Annotated in this window: 17 protein-coding genes; 3 read left to right on the top strand and 14 right to left on the bottom strand. The window is 70.7% G+C overall.

Annotated features, from left to right (window positions below; genetic code table 11):
* The first annotated feature begins 201 nt into the window (after nucleotides 1–201).
* Nucleotides 202–1,413, top strand: a complete 1,212-nt coding sequence (gene fahA / locus ACSU6M_RS20050; protein ID WP_437071123.1) for a fumarylacetoacetase — start codon at nucleotides 202–204, stop codon at nucleotides 1,411–1,413.
* A gap of 189 nt (nucleotides 1,414–1,602) precedes the next feature.
* A complete protein-coding gene (locus ACSU6M_RS20045) occupies nucleotides 1,603–2,541 on the top strand; it encodes a M56 family metallopeptidase (protein ID WP_437071122.1) in 939 nt (312 codons plus the stop codon).
* A gap of 73 nt (nucleotides 2,542–2,614) precedes the next feature.
* Here ACSU6M_RS20045 and recQ read toward each other — a convergent pair whose 3' ends face one another.
* The gene (recQ, locus tag ACSU6M_RS20040; protein WP_437075248.1) at nucleotides 2,615–4,630 is read right to left on the bottom strand and encodes a DNA helicase RecQ; all 2,016 of its coding nucleotides are present in this window, start codon (nucleotides 4,628–4,630) and stop codon (nucleotides 2,615–2,617) included.
* A gap of 284 nt (nucleotides 4,631–4,914) precedes the next feature.
* On the opposite strand from recQ, the gene ACSU6M_RS20035 reads away from it, so the two are divergent.
* Nucleotides 4,915–5,451 carry a hypothetical protein gene (locus ACSU6M_RS20035; RefSeq protein WP_437071121.1) on the top strand — a complete coding sequence of 179 codons (537 nt, stop codon included), beginning with the start codon at nucleotides 4,915–4,917 and terminating at the stop codon, nucleotides 5,449–5,451.
* Nucleotides 5,452–5,509: 58 nt separating this feature from the next.
* Here the strand turns inward: ACSU6M_RS20035 and nuoN are convergent, their stop codons facing one another.
* Genes nuoN through ACSU6M_RS19970 form a run of 13 tightly spaced genes read right to left on the bottom strand, consistent with a single transcriptional unit; the run spans nucleotide 5,510 to nucleotide 21,187 of the window.
* On the bottom strand, nucleotides 5,510–7,159 hold the full coding sequence (gene nuoN, locus ACSU6M_RS20030; protein WP_437071120.1) for an NADH-quinone oxidoreductase subunit NuoN: 1,650 nt from the start codon (nucleotides 7,157–7,159) through the stop codon (nucleotides 5,510–5,512).
* On the bottom strand, nucleotides 7,156–8,727 hold the full coding sequence (locus ACSU6M_RS20025; protein ID WP_437071119.1) for an NADH-quinone oxidoreductase subunit M: 1,572 nt from the start codon (nucleotides 8,725–8,727) through the stop codon (nucleotides 7,156–7,158). The genes nuoN and ACSU6M_RS20025 overlap by 4 nt, the downstream gene beginning before the upstream one ends.
* 5 nt (nucleotides 8,728–8,732) lie before the next feature.
* Nucleotides 8,733–10,697: an NADH-quinone oxidoreductase subunit L gene (gene nuoL / locus ACSU6M_RS20020; RefSeq protein WP_437071118.1), complete on the bottom strand. Its 1,965-nt coding sequence runs from the start codon at nucleotides 10,695–10,697 to the stop codon at nucleotides 8,733–8,735.
* A 12-nt stretch (nucleotides 10,698–10,709) separates the two neighbouring features.
* Nucleotides 10,710–11,009, bottom strand: coding sequence for an NADH-quinone oxidoreductase subunit NuoK (nuoK, locus tag ACSU6M_RS20015; protein WP_053760538.1), 300 nt, complete (start codon nucleotides 11,007–11,009; stop codon nucleotides 10,710–10,712).
* Nucleotides 11,006–11,848 carry an NADH-quinone oxidoreductase subunit J gene (locus ACSU6M_RS20010; RefSeq protein WP_437071117.1) on the bottom strand — a complete coding sequence of 281 codons (843 nt, stop codon included), beginning with the start codon at nucleotides 11,846–11,848 and terminating at the stop codon, nucleotides 11,006–11,008. The genes nuoK and ACSU6M_RS20010 overlap by 4 nt, the downstream gene beginning before the upstream one ends.
* Nucleotides 11,845–12,486 (bottom strand): NADH-quinone oxidoreductase subunit NuoI, encoded by a 642-nt coding sequence (gene nuoI, locus ACSU6M_RS20005; protein WP_437071116.1) that lies wholly within the window; start codon nucleotides 12,484–12,486, stop codon nucleotides 11,845–11,847. The genes ACSU6M_RS20010 and nuoI overlap by 4 nt, the downstream gene beginning before the upstream one ends.
* Nucleotides 12,479–13,846, bottom strand: coding sequence for an NADH-quinone oxidoreductase subunit NuoH (gene nuoH / locus ACSU6M_RS20000; RefSeq protein ID WP_437071115.1), 1,368 nt, complete (start codon nucleotides 13,844–13,846; stop codon nucleotides 12,479–12,481). The genes nuoI and nuoH overlap by 8 nt, the downstream gene beginning before the upstream one ends.
* A complete protein-coding gene (locus ACSU6M_RS19995; protein WP_437071114.1) occupies nucleotides 13,843–16,347 on the bottom strand; it encodes an NADH-quinone oxidoreductase subunit G in 2,505 nt (834 codons plus the stop codon). Before ACSU6M_RS19995 ends, nuoH begins: the two co-directional genes overlap by 4 nt.
* Nucleotides 16,344–17,690 (bottom strand): NADH-quinone oxidoreductase subunit NuoF, encoded by a 1,347-nt coding sequence (gene nuoF, locus ACSU6M_RS19990; RefSeq protein ID WP_437071113.1) that lies wholly within the window; start codon nucleotides 17,688–17,690, stop codon nucleotides 16,344–16,346. The genes ACSU6M_RS19995 and nuoF overlap by 4 nt, the downstream gene beginning before the upstream one ends.
* Nucleotides 17,690–18,559: an NADH-quinone oxidoreductase subunit NuoE gene (gene nuoE / locus ACSU6M_RS19985; protein ID WP_437071112.1), complete on the bottom strand. Its 870-nt coding sequence runs from the start codon at nucleotides 18,557–18,559 to the stop codon at nucleotides 17,690–17,692. Before nuoE ends, nuoF begins: the two co-directional genes overlap by 1 nt.
* Nucleotides 18,556–19,878 carry an NADH-quinone oxidoreductase subunit D gene (locus tag ACSU6M_RS19980; RefSeq protein WP_437071111.1) on the bottom strand — a complete coding sequence of 441 codons (1,323 nt, stop codon included), beginning with the start codon at nucleotides 19,876–19,878 and terminating at the stop codon, nucleotides 18,556–18,558. Before ACSU6M_RS19980 ends, nuoE begins: the two co-directional genes overlap by 4 nt.
* The gene (locus tag ACSU6M_RS19975; protein ID WP_437071110.1) at nucleotides 19,875–20,636 is read right to left on the bottom strand and encodes an NADH-quinone oxidoreductase subunit C; all 762 of its coding nucleotides are present in this window, start codon (nucleotides 20,634–20,636) and stop codon (nucleotides 19,875–19,877) included. Before ACSU6M_RS19975 ends, ACSU6M_RS19980 begins: the two co-directional genes overlap by 4 nt.
* A complete protein-coding gene (locus tag ACSU6M_RS19970; protein WP_056552623.1) occupies nucleotides 20,633–21,187 on the bottom strand; it encodes a NuoB/complex I 20 kDa subunit family protein in 555 nt (184 codons plus the stop codon). Before ACSU6M_RS19970 ends, ACSU6M_RS19975 begins: the two co-directional genes overlap by 4 nt.
* Nucleotide 21,188: the final 1 nt, after the last annotated feature.

Genomic DNA, 21,188 nt, shown 5'->3' with positions numbered 1-21,188 from the left:
TCCAGGTCCGGGCTCGGTCCCGGCTCCGCCCCCGGCGGGCTCACGCGGTCGCGCCGCTGTGGCGAATCTCGATGCACTGCCCACTGACCATGACGGGCGAGTCCGCCGTAACGTGTGCACCGGTCACGTACCGCGCCCCGCCGTGCGGCACGTGAGCGCACCGCACCGCACACGGCACGCACGAGAGTGAGGCACAACCGCATGCCCCCCTTCGATGTCCCCGAGGGCGACCCCTTCGGCCCGCACAACCTTCCGTACGGTGTGTTCTCCACCGCAGACCCGCGGGAGCGGACCGTCGGCGTCCGGCTCGGTGACCACGTCCTCGACGCGGGCGCGGCGGCCCGGGCCCTCGGCTCCCCCTACGCCGCGCTGCTCGCCCAGCCCTCGCTCGACCCGCTGCTGGCCGCGGGCCGCACCGCCTGGTCGGACGTCCGGCGCGCGCTGACGGCGTGGGTGACGGTGCCCTCGTACCGGGAGACCATCGAGCCGCTCATGCACCCGCTGGACTCGGTGACCCTGCACCTGCCCTTCACGGTCGCGGACTACGTCGACTTCTACGCCTCCGAGAACCACGCCCGCAACGTCGGCCAGATCTTCCGCCCCGACGCCGAGGACTCCCTCACCCCGAACTGGAAGCACCTGCCGATCGGCTACCACGGCCGCTCCGGCACGGTCGTGGTCTCCGGCACCGATGTCATCCGGCCCGCCGGCCAGCGCAAGGCCCCCACCGACCCGGCCCCCGTCTTCGGCCCGTCCGTCCGCCTGGACATCGAGGCCGAGGTCGGCTTCGTCGTCGGCACGCCGTCGCCGATGGGCCGCCCGGTGCCGCTCGCCGGCTTCCGCGACCACGTCTTCGGCCTGTGCCTGCTCAACGACTGGTCCGCGCGCGATCTCCAGGCGTGGGAGTACGTGCCCCTCGGCCCCTTCCTCGGCAAGTCCTTCGCCACCTCGGTGTCGGCCTGGATCACCCCGCTGGAGGCGCTGGAGGAGGCCCGTGTCGCCCCGCCCGAGCGCACCCACCCGCTGCTGCCCTACCTCGACGACGCCGAGGAGGAGCCGCACGGCTACGACCTGCGCATCTCCGTCGCGATCAACGGTCACGTCATCTCCGAACCCCCCTTCTCCACCATGTACTGGACCGCCGCCCAGCAGCTCGCCCACATGACGGTCAACGGCGCCTCCCTGCGCACCGGTGACCTCTACGGCTCCGGCACGGTCAGCGGCCCCGCCGAGGCCCAGCGCGGCTCCCTGCTGGAGCTCACCTGGAACGGCCGCGACCCCCTCGAACTGCCCGACGGCAAGCGCACCTTCCTGGAGGACGGCGATGTCGTCACCCTCACGGCCTGGGCACCCGGGCCGGACGGTACGCGCGTCGGCCTGGGCGAGGTCACCGGGCGGATCGTGTCGGGCTGACCCTCCCGGCTGTCGCTCTCCGGCCCGAGCGGTGACGCCGCTCGCCCGTCGCCGTCATACTGGCGGCGGGCGATCGCCGGCCCGGTCCGCGGGCCGGTGGGGCGCCCGGTGTCGTCCTCCGCTGCGTCCGGCCCACAGCGCCCCGCCCCCACAGCCGAACACCTCCGATCACGATCCGGAGCCCGTGGCATGACTGTCTGCCTGCTCCTGCTGAGCGTCGTCGCCCTGACGGCCGCCGTGCCGGCACCCCGTGCGCTGACCCGTGCCGCGTGGCCGGAACGGGAGCCGGTGGTCGGGCTGTGGGTGTGGCAGTGCCTCGTCGCGACCGTTCTGCTGTGCTGTCTCACCGCCCTCGTGCTGAGTGCCGCCGCCGTCTTCCAGACCGTCCGGGCCCGGGTGTTCGCGCCGGCCCCGCCGGCCGTCACCGACGCCTACGACCTGGCCGCCGCACCGGCCTGGCTCACCGTCCTCACCCTCCTGCTCGCCTGCGGGGCCGCCTGGACCACCGCGATGCTCGCCCGGGAGCTGGTGGAGGCGCGGCGGCGGCGCGGTGTGGCGCGGGCGCATCTGCGCGAGCGCGCCCCCGATCTGCCGGCCGGCCTGCCCGGTGCCCGCGGTCCCCTGCTGGTGCTGGAGGACGAGTACCCGGACGCCTGGTGGATGCCCGGCCACCCTCCCCAGCTGGTCGTCACCACCGGCGCCCTGCACCGGCTGACCGACCACCAGCTAGACGCCGTGCTCACCCATGAGCGCGGTCACGCCCGCGCCCACCACGACTGGCTGCTGCACCTCTCGACCGCGCTGGCCACCGGCTTCCCGCGGGTGCCGCTGTTCACCCACTTCTGCGAACAGACGCGCCGCCTGGTGGAACTCGCCGCCGACGACACGGCCTCCCGCCGCTGCGGTCATCTGACCACGGCCCTGGCCCTGATCGAGCTGAACCAGCACCGCGGCGTCCTGTCCTGCGCCTCCAGCAACCGCCTCCTGGGCGAGCGCGTGGACCGCCTGCTCCAGCCGCCGCCCCGCCTTGAGCGCGGCCGCCGCGCCCTGACGACGACGGTGGCGGCACTGGTACCGCTGCTGCCCCTGCTGATCACCTTCGCACCGGGGCTCACGGCGCTGAACTGACCGGCGGAGCCGAGCCTTTGAAGCCGGGCACCTTGGGGCTGGGGCCCCTGAGGCTCGGCCCTTTCACGGGTCCCTATATCCAGTCGTCCGGTTCCGGCTCGGCCTCCCCCTCCGGCCAGAGGTCCGCTGCCGCCGCCTCCTCGGCACGGCCGGTCTCGGGGTGCGCGTCCGTCGTCCCGGCGGAGCCCGGCGCGCCGCCCAGCGACGCCAGCACCGCGAGCACGCCCTCCCCGTACGTCACCAGCTTCTTCTCGCCGACGCCGCTGACGCCGCCGAGCTCACGCACCGAGGTGGGCCAGACGGTGGCGATCTCCCGCAGCGTGGCGTCGTGGAAGATGACGTACGCCGGTACCCCCTGCTCACGGGCCTGTTCCGCGCGCCAGGCGCGCAGCGCCTCGAAGGCGGGCAGCAGGGACTCCGGCAGTTCGGCCGCCGCGGCCTTCGGCTTGCGCTCGCCCCGGCCCGAGGAGGAGCCAGGCTTCGCCCCAGCCGGCCTCTTCGGCTCCTTGCGCAGCGGCACCTCCCGCTCGCGCCGCAGCACCGCGCCGCTCGCCTCGGTCAGCACCAGCGTGCCGTACTCCCCCTCGACGGCGAGCAGGCCCTGGGCCAGCATCTGCCGGACGACACCGCGCCATTCGCCCTCGGTCAGCTCCTGGCCGATACCGAACACCGACAGCTGGTCGTGGTCGAACTGGATCACCTTGCCGGTGCGCCTGCCGAGCAGGATGTCGACGATCTGCCCGGTGCCGAACTTCTGCCCGCGCTCGCGCTGCAGCCGCACCACGGCCGACAGCACCTTCTGCGCGGCGACCGTGCCGTCCCAGGTCTCCGGCGGGGTGAGGCAGGTGTCGCAGTTGCCGCAGCCCGCCGGGTCGGCCTCCTGGCCGAAGTAGACGAGGAGCTGGCCGCGCCGGCACTGGGCGCTCTCGCACAGGGCGAGCATCGCGTCGAGGTGGGCGGAGGCCCGGCGGCGGAACGCCTCGTCGCCCTCGCCGGACTGGATCAGCTTGCGCTGCTGGATGACATCGTTGAGCCCGTAGGCCAGCCAGGCCGTCGAGGGCAGTCCGTCCCGGCCGGCGCGGCCGGTCTCCTGGTAGTAGCCCTCCACCGACTTGGGCAGGTCGAGGTGGGCGACGAACCGCACATCGGGCTTGTCGATGCCCATGCCGAAGGCGATGGTCGCCACCACGACCAGGCCGTCCTCGCGCAGGAACCGGGCCTGGTGGGCGGCGCGGGTGCCCGCGTCCAGGCCCGCGTGGTAGGGCACGGCCTCGATGCCGTTGGCCGTGAGGAACTCGGCGGTGCGCTCGACCGAGTTGCGCGAGAGGCAGTAGACGATGCCCGCGTCCCCCGCGTGCTCCTCGCGCAGGAAGCTCAGCAGCTGCTTCTTGGGCTCGGCCTTCGGCACGATCCGGTACTGGATGTTGGGCCGGTCGAAGCTGGCCACGAAGTGCCGGGCCGTCGGCATGTTCAGCCGCTCGGTGATCTCGCGGTGGGTGGCCCGGGTGGCCGTCGCCGTGAGCGCGATGCGCGGCACGTCCGGCCAGCGCTCGCCCAGCAGGGACAGGGCGAGATAGTCGGGGCGGAAGTCGTGGCCCCACTGGGACACGCAGTGCGCCTCGTCGATCGCGAACACCGAGATCTTGCCGCGGGAGAGCAGATCGAGCGTGGCGTCCAGGCGCAGCCGCTCCGGCGCCAGGTAGAGCAGGTCCAGCTCGCCCGCCAGGAACTCCGCCTCCACCGTCCGGCGCTCGTCGAAGTCCTGCGTGGAGTTCATGAACCCGGCCCGCACGCCCAGTGCCCGCAGCGCGTCCACCTGGTCCTGCATCAGCGCGATCAGCGGGGAGACGACCACGCCCGTACCCGGTCTGACCAGGGCGGGGATCTGGTAGCACAGCGACTTGCCGCCGCCGGTCGGCATGAGGACCACGGCGTCACCGCCGGCCACCACATGCTCGATGACCGCCTCCTGCTCGCCGCGGAAGGCGTCGTAGCCGAAGACGCGGTGCAGTGTGGCCAGCGCCTCGCTCTCGGCCGCCGGTACGCCGGCCCTCTCTGGCATCTCGATGATCCCGCCCGTCCCGCCCATCGTCGTGTCCCCCGTACGTCGTCCCTCGACCACTGCGTCCACGATAGGCGCCGGCACCGACAGCCCCGGAGTTATCCACAGACCCGTTCGGGTGACGGCGACTACGCTCCGTGTTCAGTCCAATGGACCCTGTCGTCTGGCAGCCCCCGCACTGACGTGGCCATGCTGCTCGGGCGGGACGGGCGAGGCCCGCCCCTCTCCCGTACGGCGTGCCGGCCCGCGGCCCGTGCCTCCACGGACGGCTCGCCCCGACCGCGCTTCTCTTCCCGCTCAAGGAGACCCCTATGTCCCCTCGGCCTCTCAGAGCCGCCGTCGGCCTGGCGGCAGCCGGTGCCCTCGCCCTGGCCGCCGTACCCGCGCAGGCCGCGCAGGACCCCGACCCGTCCGTCTGGACCGACCTGCTCCGCACCTACACGGCGACCAGCGCCTACCAGTACGAGCCGCTGGCTGTCGCCGACGGGTTCCAGCCCACGCCCTGCGCCGAGATGGCGGGGGAAGGCGGCATGGGCTACCACTACTTCAATCTGGACAATGTCGACAAGCTCACCCCGTCGACACCGGCCGCCCTCCTCTTCGAGCCCACCCCGGACGGGAAGCGCAGGCTCGTCGGCGTGGAGTGGCTGGCGAAGGCCGAGACCCACACCACCGCACCCACGCTGTTCGGTGAGACCTTCCGGGGTCCGAAGACCTACACCGAGCCGCTGAACGGCGACTACTACACGCTGCACGCCTGGATCTACAAGGAGAACCCCAAGGGCCTGTTCGGCCTGTGGAACCCCACGGTCAAGTGCCCGCCCGGCGAACCGGGCCCGACGGCCTGAACGCCCGCGGGCCCCGGCTCCCACGGGGGGAACCGGGGCCCGCGTCGGGCACCACGGGTCAGCGCACGAAGACCCCGGCCTGACCCGCCAGATCCAGGAAGTACTGCGGCGCCACACCGAGCACCAGCGTGACCGCCACGCCCACGCCGATCGCCGTCATCGTCAGCGGCGACGGCACGGCCACGGTCGGGCCCTCGGGCCGCGGCTCGCTGAAGAACATCAGCACGATCACCCGGATGTAGAAGAACGCCGCGATCGCGGACGAGACCACACCGACCACGACCAGCGGGGCCGCACCGCCCTCCGCGGCCGCCTTGAACACGGCGAACTTGCCCGTGAAGCCGGAGGTCAGCGGAATGCCCGCGAAGGCCAGCAGGAACACCGCGAACACGGCCGCCACCAGCGGGGACCGCCGGCCGAGCCCGGCCCACTTGGACAGGTGCGTCGCCTCGCCGCCCGCGTCCCGGACGAGCGTGACCACCGCGAACGCGCCGAGCGTCACGAACGAGTAGGCGCCCAGGTAGAACAGCACCGAGGACACACCGTCCGGGTTGGTCGCGATCACACCGGCGAGGATGAAGCCCGCGTGCGCGATCGACGAGTACGCCAGCAGCCGCTTGATGTCCGTCTGGGTGATCGCGACGATCGCGCCGCCCAGCATGGTGACGATCGCCACGCCCCACATCACCGGCCGCCAGTCCCAGCGCAGGCCCGGCAGCACGACGTAGAGGATGCGCAGCAGGGCGCCGAAGGCGGCCACCTTGGTCGCCGCGGCCATGAAGCCGGTCACCGGGGTCGGCGCGCCCTGGTAGACGTCGGGCGTCCACATGTGGAACGGCACCGCGCCCACCTTGAACAGCAGGCCCATCACGATCAGCGCGGCGCCGACCAGCAGCAGCGCGTCGTTGCCCATGGTGTCCGCGAGGGCCGGGGTGACATCGGTGACCGAGCCGTCGACGACCCGCGCGATGGCGGCGTACGACATCGAACCGGAGTAGCCGTACAGCAGCGCGATGCCGAACAGGGTGAACGCGGAGGCGAACGCGCCCAGCAGGAAGTACTTCACGGCCGCCTCCTGCGACACCAGCCGCTTGCGGCGGGCCAGCGCGCACAGCAGGTACAGCGGCAGGGAGAAGACCTCCAGGGCCACGAACAGCGTCAGCAGGTCGTTGGCCGCGGGGAACAGCAGCATGCCCGCGACGGCGAACATCAGCAGCGGGAACACCTCGGTGGTGGTGAACCCGGCCTTGACCGCGGCCTTCTCGCTGTCGCTGCCCGGCACGGACGCGGCCTGTGCGGCGAAGGAGTCGACGCGGTTGCCGTGCACCACCGGGTCCAGGCGGCGCTCGGCGAAGGTGAACAGGCCGACCAGCGCCACCAGCAGGACCGTGCCCTGAAGGAACAGTGCCGGGCCGTCGACCGCGATCGCGCCCATGGCCGCGACCCGCGCCTTGGTGGTGCCGTATCCGTCGGCGGCCAGCGCCACCACCGCGGCGAACGCGGCGGCCAGCGCGACGACACCGACGAACAGATGGGCGTAGTAACGGGACTTGCGCGGGACGAATGCCTCGACCAGCACCCCGAGGATCGCCGCGCCCACGACGATCAGGATGGGCGACAATTGCCCATATTCGATCTTCGGCGCGTCGATCTTCGAGATCGGGTCGGCCGCCGTTGTCCACAGGCTGTGGACGGCTGTTGCGCTCACTTGGCCGCCTCCACCTCGGGCCGGGGGTCCTTCTTCTGGACGTCGGACATGGTCTGCTTCACCGCCGGGTTGACGATGTCCGTCACGGGCTTCGGATAGACGCCCAGCACGATCAGCAGCGCGATCAGCGGGGCCACCACCACGAGTTCGCGCACCCGCAGGTCGGGCATCGCGGCGACCTCGGGCTTGACCGGGCCGGTCATCGTCCGCTGGTAGAGGACGAGGACGTAGAGCGCGGCGAGCACGATGCCGAAGGTGGCGATGATGCCGACCACCGGGTACTCGGCGAAGGTGCCGACCAGCACCAGGAACTCGCTGACGAACGGCGCGAGTCCGGGCAGCGACAGGGTCGCCAGGCCGCCGATCAGGAAGGTGCCGGCGAGCACCGGGGCGACCTTCTGCACCCCGCCGTAGTCGGCGATGAGCCGCGAGCCGCGGCGCGAGATCAGGAAGCCGGCCACCAGCATCAGCGCGGCCGTCGACAGACCGTGGTTGACCATGTAGAGCGTCGCGCCGGACTGGCCCTGGCTGGTCATCGCGAAGATGCCCATGATGATGAAGCCGAAGTGCGAGATCGACGCGTACGCCACCAGCCGCTTCATGTCCCGCTGGCCGACGGCGAGCAGAGCGCCGTAGACGATGCTGATGAGCGCCAGGACGAGGATCGCGGGCGTCGCCCACTTGCTGGCCTCCGGGAACAGCTGGAGGCAGAAGCGCAGCATCGCGAAGGTGCCCACCTTGTCCACGACCGCGGTGATGAGCACGGCGACCGGGGCGGTGGCCTCGCCCATGGCGTTGGGCAGCCAGGTGTGCAGCGGCCACAGCGGCGCCTTCACCGCGAAGGCGAAGAAGAAGCCGAGGAACAGCCAGCGCTCGGTGTTCGTCGCCATGTCCAGCTCGCCGCTCGCGCGGGCCTGGGCGATCTCGGTGAGGGAGAAGTTCCCGGCGACCACGTACAGGCCGATCACCGCGGCCAGCATGATCAGGCCGCCGGCCAGGTTGTAGAGGAGGAACTTCACGGCCGCGTACGAGCGTTGGGTGGACGCCGCCTCCTCGCCGTGCTCGTGGGCACGGTCCCCGAAGCCGCCGATGAGGAAGTACATCGGGATGAGCATGGCTTCGAACAGGATGTAGAAGAGGAAGACGTCGGTGGCCTCGAAGGAGAGGATCACCATCGCCTCGACGGCCAGGATCAGGGCGAAGAAGCCCTGCGTGGGCCGCCACCGCTTGCTGCCGGTCTCCAGCGGGTCGGCGTCGTGCCAGCCCGCCAGGATGATGAACGGGATCAGTACGGCCGTGAGCGCGATCAGCGCCACCGCGATGCCGTCGACGCCCAGCTCGTAGCGGACCCCGAACTCCTTGATCCAGGAGTGGGATTCGGTGAGCTGGTAGCGCTCGCCGTCGGGGTCGAAGCGGACCAGGACCGCGATCGCCAGGGCAAGGGTGGCGAGCGAGAACAGCAGCGCCAGCCATTTGGCGGCGGTGCGGCGCGCGGCGGGCACGGCGGCCGTGGCCACCGCCCCGATGGCCGGGAGCGCCGCCGTCGCTGTCAGCAGAGGAAAGGACATCGGTATCAGACCGTCCTCATCAGCAGGGTCGCGGCGACGATGACCGCCGCACCGCCGAACATCGAGACCGCGTACGACCGCGCGAAGCCGTTCTGCAGCCGGCGCAGCCGTCCGGAGAGGCCGCCGACCGAGGCAGCCGTGCCGTTGACGACACCGTCGACCAGCGTGTGGTCGACGTAGACCAGGGACCGCGTGAGGTGCTCGCCGCCGCGGACCAGCACGACGTGGTTGAAGTCGTCCTGGAGCAGGTCGCGCCGGGCGGCCCGGGTGAGCAGCGACCCGCGCGGGGCGACGGCCGGGACCGGGCGGCGCCCGTACATGGCGTACGCGATGCCGACACCGATGACCATGCAGGCCACGGTGGCGCCGGTGACCGCGCCCGCGCTGATCGGCGCGTCACCGTGGTCGTGTCCGGTGATGGGCTCCAGCCAGTGCAGGAAGCGGTCGCCGATGCTGAAGAACGCGCCGCCCGCGACGGAGCCGACGGCCAGCAGGATCATGGGGATCGTCATGACCTTCGGCGACTCGTGCGGGTGCGGCTCGGCGTGTTCGCCGCGGTGCTCGGCGGCCGGCTCCACGCTGGGCTCGGCCGGGGACGGGGTGGGCCGGTCGCGCCAGCGCTCCTCGCCGAAGAACGTCATCAGCATCACGCGCGTCATGTAGAACGCGGTGATGGCCGCGCCGAGCAGGGCCACGCTGCCGAGGATCCAGCCCTCGGTGCCGCCCTTGGCGAACGCCGCCTCGATGATCTTGTCCTTGGAGAAGAAGCCGGACAGGCCCGGGAAGCCGATGATGGCGAGGTAGCCGAGGCCGAAGGTGACGAAGGTGACCGGCATGTATTTGCGCAAGCCGCCGTACCTGCGCATGTCGACCTCGTCGTTCATGCCGTGCATGACGGAACCGGCGCCGAGGAACAGCCCGGCCTTGAAGAAGCCGTGCGTCACCAGGTGCATGATCGCGAAGACGTAGCCGATGGGGCCGAGGCCCGCGGCGAGGATCATGTAGCCGATCTGCGACATGGTCGAGCCGGCCAGGGCCTTCTTGATGTCGTCCTTGGCGCAACCGACGATCGCACCGAACAGGAGCGTGACCGCGCCGACGATGACGACGGCGAGCTGGGCGTCGGGCGCCGCGTCGAAGATCGCTCCGGAGCGGACGATCAGATAGACACCGGCGGTCACCATGGTCGCGGCGTGGATCAGGGCCGAGACCGGGGTCGGGCCCTCCATCGCGTCGCCGAGCCAGGACTGCAGCGGCACCTGGGCCGACTTGCCGCAGGCCGCGAGCAGCAGCATCAGACCGATCGCGGTGAGCTTGCCCTCGCTGGTGTCGGCGACCAGCCCGGGCTCCGCGTGGGTGCCGAGGACGGGACCGAAGGCGAAGGTGCCGAACGTCGTGAACATCAGCATGATCGCGATCGACAGACCCATGTCGCCGACGCGGTTGACCAGGAACGCCTTCTTCGCTGCCGTGGCGGCACTCGGCTTGTGCTGCCAGAAGCCGATCAGCAGGTAGGAGGCGAGACCGACGCCCTCCCAGCCGACGTACAGCAGCAGGTAGTTGTCGGCGAGGACCAGCAGCAGCATCGCCGCCAGGAACAGGTTCAGATAGCCGAAGAAGCGGCGGCGGCGCTCGTCGTGCTCCATGTACCCGATCGAGTACAGGTGGATCAGCGAGCCGACACCCGTGATCAGCAGGACGAACGTCATCGACAGCTGGTCGAGGCGGAAGGCGATGTCCGCCTGGAAGCCCTCGACCGGGATCCAGCTGAACAGGTGCTGGGTGACGGTGCGGTGCTCGCCGTCCTTGCCGAGGAGGTCGGTGAACAGCACCAGGCCGATCACGAAGGAGGCGGCCGCCAGCACCGTACCGATCCAGTGGCCGACGGCGTCCAGCCGCCGGCCGCCGCACAGCAGTACGGCCGCTCCGAGCAGGGGCGCCGCGATCAGCAGCGCAATCAGGTTCTCCACTTGAGCGACCCCTTACAGCTTCATCAGGCTGGCGTCGTCGACCGAGGCCGAGTGGCGGGAACGGAACAGCGACACGATGATCGCGAGCCCGACCACGACCTCCGCGGCGGCGACGACCATCGTGAAGAAGGCGATGATCTGGCCGTCGAGATTGCCGTGCATCCGGGAGAAGGCCACGAACGCGAGGTTGCAGGCGTTGAGCATCAGCTCGATGCACATGAACAGCACGATCGCGTTCCGCCGGATCAGCACGCCGGTGGCGCCGATCGTGAACAACAGGGCCGCGAGGTACAGGTAGTTGACCGGGTTCACTGCGACGCCTCCTCGGTCCGCTTGAAGTGCGGCGGCTCGATCGCGGACCGCTCCAGGCGTTCCTCGGCACGCTGCTCGATGGCCTTGAGGTCCTCCAGCGCCTCCGCCGAGACGTCCCGGATCTGCCCGCGCTCACGCAGGGTCCTGCTGACCGTGAGCTCCGACGGGGTGCCGTCGGGGAGCAGGCCCGCGATGTCCACGGCGTTGTGCCGCGCGTACACGCCCGGCGCGGGCAGCGGAGGCAGGTGCTTGCCCTCGCGCACCCGCTGCTCGGCCAGTTCCCGCTGGGTGCGGGCGCGTTCGGTGCGCTCGCGGTGGGTGAGCACCATCGCGCCGACCGCGGCGGTGATCAGCAGGGCGCCGGTGATCTCGAAGGCGAAGACGTACTTGGTGAAGATGAGGGACGCCAGGCCCTCCACATTGCCGTTCGCGTTGGCCTGCCCCAGGCCGCCCCACTCCTTCAGGGAGGCGTTGCCGATCCCGGCGATCAGCAGCACGCCGAAGCCGAGGCCGCACAGCAGGGCCAGCCAGCGCTGGCCCTTGATGGTCTCCTTCAGGGAGTCCGCGGCGGTGACGCCGACGAGCATCACCACGAACAGGAACAGCATCATGATCGCGCCGGTGTAGACGACGATCTGCACGACGCCCAGGAAGTAGGCGCCGTTGGCGAGGTAGAACACCGCCAGGATGATCATGGTGCCGGCCAGGCACAGCGCGCTGTGCACGGCCTTCCTCATGAAGACGGTGCACAGGGCGCCGATCACCGCGACCGTGCCCAGGATCCAGAACTGGACGGCCTCTCCGGTGGAGGTGGTGTAGGCGGCGAGCTGCGCGCTCATCGGCCGATCACCTCCTCCGACGCCGGTTCGGTCCCGCCGAAGGTGGAGTCGGCCTCCTGGACGACCTCGCCCTTGGAGTGGGCGCCCTGCCGCTCGGTGCCGGGCGCGGCCTCCGTCACCAGGCCCCGGTAGTAGTCCTGTTCGTCCATGCCGGGGTAGATGGCGTGCGGGGTGTCGACCATGCCCTCCTCCAGACCGGCGAGCAGCTGCTCCTTGGTGTAGATGAGGTTGGCGCGGCTGGAGTCGGCCAGCTCGAACTCGTTGGTCATGGTCAGCGCGCGCGTGGGGCACGCCTCGATGCACAGGCCGCACAGGATGCAGCGGGCGTAGTTGATCTGGTAGACGCGGCCGTAGCGCTCGCCCGGCGAGTAGCGCTCCTCGTCGGTGTTGTCCGCGCCCTCGACGTAGATCGCGTCGGCGGGGCAGGCCCAGGCGCACAGCTCACAGCCGACGCACTTCTCCAGGCCGTCCGGATGGCGGTTGAGCTGGTGCCGTCCGTGGAACCGCGGAGCGGTGGTCTTCTGCTGCTCCGGGTACTGCTCGGTCAGCCGCTTCTTGAACATGGCCTTGAAGGTCACGCCGAAGCCGGCGACGGGGTTCTGAAGACCGGGCTTGGTCTCCTTGGGCTCCTCAGCCATCGGACGCCTCCTTTCCATCCAGCGATCCGTCACTGTGAGTATCGGGCCCACCACTGACAATCAGCTCCCGCTCCCGGCGCGGGCGGCGCCGCGGCACCGGCGGCAGCTCCTGTCCGGGCAGCGGCGGCACGGGGAATCCGCCCGCCATCGGGTCGAAGCCGGCCGGCGCGGCGGGGGCCTCGGTCCCCGCGCCCTTGTCGCGGTCGCGGAAGAAGTCCGCGACGAAGGAGAGCAGCAGCAGGGCGATCACCCCGCCGCCCACGTAGAGGGCGATGTCGGCGAAGTCCTTGCCCTCGTTGCGCAGGGCCCGCACGCTCGCGACGAGCATCAGCCAGACCAGCGAGACCGGCAGGAGGACCTTCCAGCCGAGCTTCATCAGCTGGTCGTAGCGGACCCGCGGGAGCGAGGCGCGCACCCAGATGAACAGGAACAGCAGCAGCTGCACCTTGAGGATCATCCAGAGCATCGGCCACCAGCCGTGGTTCGCCCCTTCCCAGAAGGTGCTCACCGGCCACGGCGCCCGCCAGCCGCCCAGGAACAGCGTCACGGCCACCGCCGAGACGGTGATCATGTTGGCGTACTCGGCGAGCATGAACATCGCGAACTTGATCGACGAGTACTCGGTGTTGAACCCGCCGACCAGGTCGCCCTCGGACTCCGGCATGTCGAACGGGGCGCGGTTGGTCTCCCCGATCATCGTGACGATGTAGATGAGGAAGGAGACCGGCAGCAGGATCACGTACCAGCGGTCCGTCTGCTGGTCGACGATCGTCGACGTCGACATCGACCCCGAGTAGAGGAACACGGAGGCGAAGGCGGCGCCCATCGCGATCTCGTACGAGATCATCTGCGCGCACGCACGCAGACCGCCGAGCAGCGGATACGTCGATCCGGAGCTCCAGCCCGCGAGCACGATGCCGTAGATGCCGACCGAGGCGACGGCGAGGATGTACAGCATCGCGATCGGCAGGTCGGTGAGCTGCATCGTGGTGCGCGTGCCGAAGATGGAGATCTCGTTGCCGGCCGGGCCGAAGGGCACGACCGCGATCGCCATGAAGGCCGGGACGGTCATCACGATCGGCGCCAGCACATAGACGACCTTGTCGGCGCGCTTGACGACGAGGTCTTCCTTCAGCATCAGCTTGATGCCGTCGGCGAGCGACTGGAGCATGCCCCACGGCCCGTGCCGGTTGGGCCCGATGCGCAGCTGCATCCAGGCGACGACCTTGCGCTCCCACACGATGGCGAACAGCACGGACAGCAGCACGAAGGCGAAGCAGAACACCGCCTTGAGCACGATCAGCCACCACGGGTCCGTGCCGAACGCCGAGAGATCCTCAGCGGCGAGGTACGGGCTCATGCCTCCACCTCCTTGGGGGCCTCGCCGGCGGGGGCCGCCGGGCCGATGCGGACGAGGGAGCCGGGCTGCACGCCTGCGTCGGAGGCGACTCCCCGGCCGGTGGAGTTCAGCGGGAGCCAGACCACGCGGTCGGGCATCTCGGTGACCTCCAGCGGCAGTTCGACGGTGCCGGAGGGCCCGGTGACGGCGAGGACGTCGCCGTTCTTGACGCCTGCCTCCAGGGCCGTGGCCGCCGACAGGCGCGCGTGTGCCGCGTGCCGGGTGCCGGCGAGCGCCTCGTCGCCCTCCTGCAGGACGCCCTGGTCGAGCAGCAGCCGGTGCCCGGCGAGCACGGCCTCTCCGGCGGCGGGCCGGGGCAGGACGCCCCCGTTCTCCAGCGGGTCCGTGGCCCGCGGCCCGTCCCAGGCGCCCAGCCGGTCCAGCTCCGCGCGCGTGGTGCGCAGATCCGGCAGGCCCAGGTGTACGTCCATGGCGTCGGCCAGCATCTGCAGCACCCGCGCGTCGGTGGGCGCAAGGCGCCGGGTCATCTGGTCGGGCTTGAGGGCGGCCTCGAAGAAGCGCACCCTGCCCTCCCAGTTGAGGAAGCTGCCGGCCTTCTCGGCGACCGCGGCGACCGGCAGCACCACGTCGGCGTGGCGGGTGACCTCGCTGGGCCGCAGTTCGAGCGAGACCAGGAAGCCGACCTCGTCGAGCGCCTCACGCGCGCGTGCCGGGTCGGGCAGGTCGGCGACCTCCACGCCCGCCACCAGCAGGGCCCGCAGTTCGCCGGAGGCGGCGGCCTCGACGATCTGCCCGGTGTCGCGGCCGAAGCGGTGCGGGAGTTCGGCCACGCCCCAGGCGGCCGCGACCTCCTCCCGCGCGCGCGGGTCGGTGGCCGGACGCCCGCCCGGCAGCAGCGACGGCAGCGCGCCCGCCTCGATCGCGCCGCGCTCTCCGGCCCGGCGCGGGATCCACACCAGCCGGGCGCCGGTCGCGGTGGCCGCCCGTACGGCGGCGGTGAGTCCGCCGGAGACGGCGGCCATGCGCTCACCGACCACGATCACGGCGCCCTCGGCGCGCAGGGCCTCGGCGCACCGCGCCCCGGGCTCCTCCAGGCCGACGCCGCTCGCGAGGGCGTCCAGCCACTCGGGTTCGGTGCCGGGAGCGGCCGGCAGCAGGGTGCCGCCCGCCTTCGCCAGGCCGCGCGAGGTGTGCGTGGCCAGCGCGAACACCTTCTGCCCGTGTCCCCGCCATGCCTTGCGCAGCCGCAGGAAGACGCCGGGCGCCTCCTCCTCGGCCTCGAACCCGACCAGCAGGACGGCGGGCGCCTTCTCCAGCGCGGTGTAGGTGACGCCGGTGCCGTCGAGGTCACGGCCGCGGCCGGCGACCCGCGCGGCGAGGAAGTCGGCCTCCTCGCCGCTGTGCACGCGCGCGCGGAAGTCGATGTCGTTGGTGTCGAGGGCCACGCGCGCGAACTTGCTGTACGCGTAGGCGTCCTCGATCGTGAGGCGGCCGCCGGTGAGCACACCGGTGCGGCCGCGGGCCGCGAGCAGCCCCTCGGCCGCGGCCTGCAGGGCCTCCGGCCAGGAGGCGGGGACGAGTTCGCCGTCCGCGCCGCGCACGAGCGGCGTCTCCAGGCGGTCGCGCTGCTGCGCGTACCGGAACGCGAAGCGTCCCTTGTCGCAGATCCACTCCTCGTTGACCTCGGGGTCCGGGGCCGCCAGGCGCCGCATGACCTTGCCGCGCCGGTGGTCGGTGCGGGTGGCGCAGCCGCCGGAGCAGTGCTCGCACACCGACGGCGAGGAGACGAGGTCGAAGGGGCGGGAGCGGAAGCGGTACGCCGCGGAGGTGAGCGCGCCGACGGGGCAGATCTGGATGGTGTTGCCGGAGAAGTACGACTCGAAGGGGTCGCCCTCGCCGGTGCCGACCTGCTGGAGCGCGCCCCGCTCGACCAGCTCGATCATCGGGTCGCCCGCGATCTGGTTGGAGAAGCGGGTGCAGCGGGCGCACAGCACGCAGCGCTCGCGGTCGAGCAGCACCTGCGTGGAGATCGGCACGGGCTTCTCGTAGGTCCGCTTGCGGCCCTCGAACCGGGACTCGGCGTGGCCGTGCGACATGGCCTGGTTCTGCAGCGGGCACTCACCGCCCTTGTCGCAGACCGGGCAGTCCAGTGGGTGGTTGATGAGCAGGAGCTCCATCACACCCTTCTGGGCCTTCTCCGCGACCGGGGAGGTCAGTTGAGTCTTCACGACCATGCCGTCCGTACACGTGATCGTGCAGGACGCCATGGGCTTGCGCTGGCCCTCGACCTCGACGATGCACTGCCGGCAGGCGCCGGCCGGGTCGAGCAGGGGGTGGTCGCAGAAGCGGGGGATCTCGATGCCGAGCAGTTCGGCGGCCCGGATGACCAGGGTGCCCTTGGGCACGCTGATCTCGATGCCGTCGATGGTCAGCGTCACGAGGTCTTCCGGCGGGACCGCCGCCTGCCCCCCTCCGGAGGGAGCGCTGGTGGTCACTGTCATGCGTGCACCTCCGTACGGTCGGCCCAGGCCGTCGACTTGGCCGGGTCGAAGGGGCAGCCGCGGCCCGTGATGTGCTGCTCGTACTCCTCGCGGAAGTACTTCAGCGAGGAGAAGATCGGCGAGGCGGCGCCGTCGCCGAGGGCGCAGAAGGACTTGCCGTTGATGTTGTCGGCGATGTCGTTCAGCTTGTCGAGGTCGCTCATCACGCCCTTGCCGGCCTCGATGTCGCGCAGCAGCTGCACGAGCCAGTAGGTGCCTTCCCGGCAGGGCGTGCACTTGCCGCAGGACTCGTGGGCGTAGAACTCGGTCCAGCGGGTGACGGCCCGCACCACGCAGGTCGTCTCGTCGAAGCACTGCAGCGCCTTGGTGCCGAGCATGGAGCCGGCGGCGCCGACTCCCTCGTAGTCGAGGGGGACGTCGAGGTGCTCGTCGGTGAACATCGGTGTGGAGGAGCCGCCCGGCGTCCAGAACTTCAGCCGGTGCCCGGGCCGCATCCCGCCGCTCATGTCGAGCAGCTGGCGCAGGGTGATGCCGAGCGGGGCCTCGTACTGGCCGGGGCTGGCGACATGGCCGCTGAGCGAGTAGAGCGTGAAGCCCGGGGACTTCTCGCTGCCCATCGACCTGAACCAATCCTTGCCGTTCTGCATGATCGCGGGAACCGACGCGATCGACTCGACGTTGTTCACAACAGTCGGGCAGGCGTACAGGCCCGCCACCGCAGGGAAGGGGGGACGCAGCCGCGGTTGACCACGGCGGCCTTCGAGCGAGTCCAGGAGCGCGGTCTCCTCACCGCAGATGTACGCGCCCGCGCCCGCGTGCACGGTGAGCTCCAGATTCAGACCGCTGCCCAGGATGTTCTCGCCGAGGTAGCCGGCCTCGTATGCCTCGCGCACGGCCTCGTGCAACCGCCGCAGAACAGGAACGACTTCGCCACGCAGATAGATGAAGGCATGCGACGACCTGATGGCATAACACGCGATGACAATGCCCTCGATGAGGCTATGCGGGTTCGCGAACAGGAGCGGGATGTCCTTGCAGGTGCCGGGCTCCGATTCGTCGGCGTTGACAACTAGATAGTGCGGTTTTCCATCACCTTGCGGAATGAACTGCCACTTCATTCCGGTGGGGAATCCCGCGCCGCCGCGCCCGCGCAGACCGGAGTCCTTGACGTACGCGATCACGTCGTCCGGCGACATGGCGAGCGCCTTGCGGAGTCCCTCGTATCCCTCGTGCCTTCGGTAGACGTCCAGCGTCCAGGAGCGCTCCTCGTCCCAGAAGGCCGACAGCACGGGTGCGAGCAGCTTCTCGGGGCTGGTGTCTTTCAGCTCGGGTGCCAAGGTCATCACTCCCCCTCCTCGGCAGTAGGCCCTGCCGGGTGGCCGGGGTCGGATGCCGATGTGTCCTGCGGCGCGTCGTGCGAGCTGAGGTGTTCGGCGGGCGACGGCTCGTGGACCCTGTCCTGCGGCTCGTCGTGCGGTCCTCCGTCGCGCGGGTGGACCACGCGCGCGGGTGCGGTCTCTCCCTTGACCAGGCGGAGACCCACCAGCGACGCGGGTCCCGCGCTGCCGCTCGCCTCGACGGCCCCTGGCCGCTCGTCGGGGAAGCCGGCGAGGATCCGCGCGGTCTCCTTGAAGGTGCACAGCGGCGCCCCGCGCGTGGGCGAGACGGTCCTGCCGATGCGCAGGTCGTCCACGAGGCGCTTGGCGCTCTCGACGGTCTGGTTGTCGAAGAACTCCCAGTTGACCATCACGACCGGCGCGAAGTCGCAGGCGGCGTTGCACTCGATGTGCTCCAGGGTGACCTTGCCGTCGTCGGTGGTCTCGCCGTTGCCGACGCCCAGGTGCTCCTGGAGGGCCTCGAAGATCGCGTCGCCGCCCATCACCGCGCACAGCGTGTTGGTGCAGACCCCCACCTGGTAGTCGCCGGAGGGCTTGCGCCGGTACATGGTGTAGAAGGTGGCGACCGCGGTCACCTCGGCCGTGGTCAGGCCGAGCATGTCGGCGCAGAACCGCATGCCGGTGCGCGTGACGTGTCCCTCCTCCGACTGCACGAGGTGCAGCAGCGGCAGGAGGGCGGAGCGGGAGTCGGGGTAGCGGGCGATGACCTCGCGCGCGTCCCGTTCGAGCCGGGCTCGAACGTCGTCCGGGTAGTCGGGCGCGGGCAGCTCGGGCATGCCCAGGCTGACGCCTCGCTCCGAAGAAGAGGTGGTCACCGGTCGACGCCTCCCATCACGGGGTCGATGGACGCGACGGCGACGATGACGTCGGCGACCTGGCCGCCCTCGCACATCGCCGCCATGGCCTGCAGGTTGGTGAAGGACGGGTCGCGGAAGTGGACCCGGTAGGGGCGGGTGCCGCCGTCGGAGACGACATGGACGCCCAGTTCGCCCTTGGGGGATTCGACGGCCGCGTACGCCTGTCCCGGCGGGACGCGGAAGCCCTCGGTGACCAGCTTGAAGTGGTGGATCAGGGCCTCCATGGAGGTGCCCATGATCTTCTTGATGTGGTCGAGGGAGTTGCCGAGCCCGTCCGGTCCCAGGGCGAGCTGGGCCGGCCAGGCGATCTTCTTGTCGGGGACCATGACCGGTCCGGGCTGCAGCCGGTCCAGGCACTGCTCGATGATCCTCAGCGACTGGCGCATCTCCTCCAGCCGGATCAGGAAGCGGCCGTAGGCGTCGCAGGTGTCGGCGGTCGGGACGTCGAAGTCGTACGTCTCGTAGCCGCAGTAGGGCTGCGCCTTGCGCAGGTCGTGCGGCAGGCCGGTGGAGCGCAGGATCGGGCCGGTGGCGCCGAGGGCCATGCAGCCGGCCAGGTCGAGGTAGCCGATGTCCTGCATACGGGCCTTGAAGATGGGGTTCCCGGTGGCGAGCTTGTCGTACTCCGGGAGGTTCTTGTTCATCTTCTTCACGAACTCGCGGATCTGGTCCACCGCGCCGGGCGGCAGGTCCTGGGCGAGTCCGCCGGGGCGGATGTACGCGTGGTTCATCCGCAGGCCCGTGATCAGCTCGTAGATGTCCAGGATCATCTCGCGGTCCCGGAATCCGTAGATCATGATCGTGGTGGCGCCGAGCTCCATGCCGCCGGTGGCGATGCACACCAGGTGGGAGGAGAGCCGGTTCAGCTCCATCAGGAGCACCCGGATGATCTTGGCTCGCTCGGTGATCTCGTCCTCGATGCCGAGGAGCTTCTCGACGCCGAGGCAGTAGGCGGTCTCGTTGAAGAACGACGTGAGGTAGTCCATGCGCGTGACGAAGGTGGTGCCCTGCGTCCACGTGCGGAATTCGAGGTTCTTCTCGATGCCGGTGTGCAGATAGCCGATGCCGCAGCGGGCCTCGGTGACCGTCTCGCCCTCGATCTCCAGGATCAGGCGCAGCACTCCGTGGGTGGAGGGGTGCTGGGGGCCCATGTTGACCACGATGCGCTCGTCGTCGGCGCGGGCCGCGCTCTGGACGACCTCGTCCCAGTCGCCGCCGGTGACCGTGTAGACGGTGCCCTCGGTGGTCTCGCGCGGAGTGGCGTGCGGTGTGCTCATGAGTACGACCTCCGCTGGTCCGGAGCCGGGATCTGGGCGCCCTTGTACTCGACGGGGATGCCGCCGAGGGGGTAGTCCTTGCGCTGCGGGTGGCCCTGCCAGTCGTCCGGCATCATGATCCGCGTCAGGGCCGGGTGACCGTCGAAGACGATCCCGAAGAAGTCGTATGTCTCGCGCTCGTGCCAGTCGTTGGTCGGGTAGACGGCGACGAGGGAGGGGATGCGCGGGTCGGCGTCCGGGGCGCTGACCTCCAGGCGGATCAGCCGGTTGTGGGTGATCGAGCGCAGGTGGTAGACGGCGTGCAGCTCGCGGCCCTTGTCGTTCGGGTAGTGCACGCCGCTGACGCCGGTGCACAGCTCGAAGCGCAGGGCCGGGTCGTCGCGCAGGGTGCGGGCGACGCGGACGAGGTGCTCGCGCTCGATGTGGAAGGTGAGTTCGCCGCGGTCGACGACCGTCTTCTCGATGGCGTTCTCGGGGAGCAGTCCCTGCTCCTCCAGGGCGCCCTCCAGCTCGTCGGCGACCTCGTCGAACCAGCCGCCGTAGGGGCGGGCCGCGGGTCCCGGGAGCCGGACCGAGCGGACCAGGCCGCCGTAGCCGGAGGTGTCGCCGCCGTTCTGGGCGCCGAACATGCCGCGCTGGACGCGGATCTCCTCGCCGCCCTGGCCGCGCTGGCCGGGGAGGTTCTGCGCGCTGAGGTCCTTCTCGGGATTCGCCCCGTTCGCCTCGTTCGCGCTGTTGGTGCCGTTCGCGTCGCTCACCGCAGCAGCCCCTTCATCTCGATCGTGGGCAGGGCCTTGAGCGCCGCTTCCTCCGCCTCGCGGGCCGCCTCCTCGGCGTTCACGCCGAGCTTGGAGGTCTGGATCTTCTGGTGGAGCTTGAGGATCGCGTCCAGCAGCATCTCCGGCCGGGGCGGACAGCCGGGGAGGTAGATGTCGACCGGGACGATGTGGTCGACGCCCTGCACGATGGCGTAGTTGTTGAACATGCCGCCCGAGGAGGCGCAGACCCCCATGGAGATCACCCACTTGGGGTTCGGCATCTGGTCGTAGACCTGCCGCAGCACCGGCGCCATCTTCTGGCTGACCCGGCCCGCGACGATCATCAGATCGGCCTGGCGCGGGGATCCGCGGAAGACCTCCATGCCGAAGCGCGCCAGGTCGTAGCGACCGGCGCCGGTGGTCATCATCTCGATGGCGCAGCAGGCGAGGCCGAAGGTGGCCGGGAAGACGGACGCCTTGCGTACCCAGCCCGCGGCCTGCTCGACGGTGGTCAGCAGGAAGCCGCTCGGCAGCTTTTCTTCGAGTCCCATG

It is taken from the genome of Streptomyces sp. enrichment culture (assembly GCF_964272895.1).
GTDB lineage: Bacteria > Actinomycetota > Actinomycetes > Streptomycetales > Streptomycetaceae > Streptomyces.
This window is presented reverse-complemented; position numbering and strand designations above follow the sequence as displayed.